Origin of the sequence: Saccharothrix hoggarensis (genome assembly GCF_042678885.1) — a bacterium.
GTDB lineage: Bacteria > Actinomycetota > Actinomycetes > Mycobacteriales > Pseudonocardiaceae > Actinosynnema > Actinosynnema hoggarensis.
The window spans coordinates 1-1,327 of record NZ_JBHTLK010000484.1 but is presented as its reverse complement, the minus strand read 5'-3'; the positions used below and the strand labels follow the sequence as shown (position 1 = coordinate 1,327).

Sequence of the window (1,327 nt, the reverse complement as noted above, 5' to 3'; positions counted from 1 at the left end):
GGCCGGGTCGACGCGGCGCGGACGCGGCGACCCCGGCGGCGCGTCATCCGCGCCGGACAGCTTGCCCGCGGCCAGCGGCGCCCACGCGGTCACGCTCAGCCCCAGCGCCTCGGCCATCGGCAGCAACTCCCGCTCGGCGTCCCGCTTGAGCAGGTTGTAGGGCACCTGGAGGCCCGCGAACGGCGTCCAGTCGCGCCACCCCGCCAGCGTGTTGGCGTGCGCCACGACCCAGGCCGGCGCGTCGGAGACGCCCGTGTAGAGGACCTTGCCGGCGCGGACGGCGTCGTCCAGCGCGCGCATGGTCTCCTCGACCGGGGTGTGCCGGTCCCAGATGTGCACCCAGTAGACGTCGACGTAGTCGGTCCGCAGCCGCCGCAGGCTCCGTTCCAGCGACGCGGTCAGGTTCTTGCGGTGGTTGCCCGACGCGTTGGGGTCGGCGGCGTCGCGCGACAGCGTGTACTTCGTGCCGATGACGAACCGGTCGCGCCGCTCGACGATCGAGCCGAGCAGTTCCTCGCCGTCGCCGTACGCCGACGCGGTGTCGAGCACGTTGCCGCCCGCGTCGGCGTAGGCGTCCACGATCCGCCGCGCCTCGACGGGGTCGCCGAAGGCCATCGTGCCGAGTAGGAGTTCGGAGACGCGCAGCCCGGTCCGGCCGAAGAGTCGATACCTCATGCGCCCAGCGTGGGACGGCCGGCGTGGCGGAGGGAGTCCCGGCGAGGACCCCTCTGCGCCGGGGCGCGACCTAGACTCGCCCGCATGAACGCGTTGGGCGGGTTCCTGCGTGCCCGTCGGGAGGCGATCACCCCGGCCGAGGTGGGGCTGCCGACCGGCGCGCGCCGCCGCACGCCGGGGCTCAGGCGGGCCGAGCTGGCCGCGCTCGCGGGCGTCGGCGTGGTCTACCTGACCCGCCTGGAACGCGGGCGGCACCCGCACCCGTCGGCCCAGGTCATCGGCGCGCTGGCCGACGCGCTGCGCCTGTCGTCGCACGAACGCGTCCACCTGCACCGGCTGGTGAAGGCGGGCGGCGGCACGACGTGCGCGGGGGCGACGGCGCCCCGTCCCGTGCGGCCCACCGTGCTGGCGCTGCTCGACCGGCTCGAACCCTCGCCCGCGTTCGTCACCGACGCGCGGGGCGACGTGCTCGCCCGCACGGCCGGGTTCCGGTGGCTCGCCGCGCCGACGGGTCTGCTCGACGTCGAGCGGCCCAACCTGGCCCGGTACGTGTTCGGCGACGTGCGGGCGCGCACGGCGTTCCCGGACTGGGAGCGGGTCGCCGACGAACGCGCCGCCGCCCTCCGCGCCGCCGCGGACCTGGGCGACGGCG

At 76.3% G+C, this 1,327-nt stretch carries 2 protein-coding genes; one reads left to right on the top strand and one right to left on the bottom strand.

Annotation, left to right across the window (positions count from 1 at the left end; translation table 11 throughout):
• The coding region (locus ACFQ3T_RS36640; protein ID WP_380730768.1) for an aldo/keto reductase at positions 1 to 675 on the bottom strand (675 nt) is incomplete at its 3' end.
• Between the two features lie 84 nt (positions 676 to 759).
• Between ACFQ3T_RS36640 and ACFQ3T_RS36635 the strand changes: the two genes are divergently transcribed.
• The coding region (locus tag ACFQ3T_RS36635; protein ID WP_380730766.1) for a helix-turn-helix transcriptional regulator at positions 760 to 1,327 on the top strand (568 nt) is incomplete at its 3' end.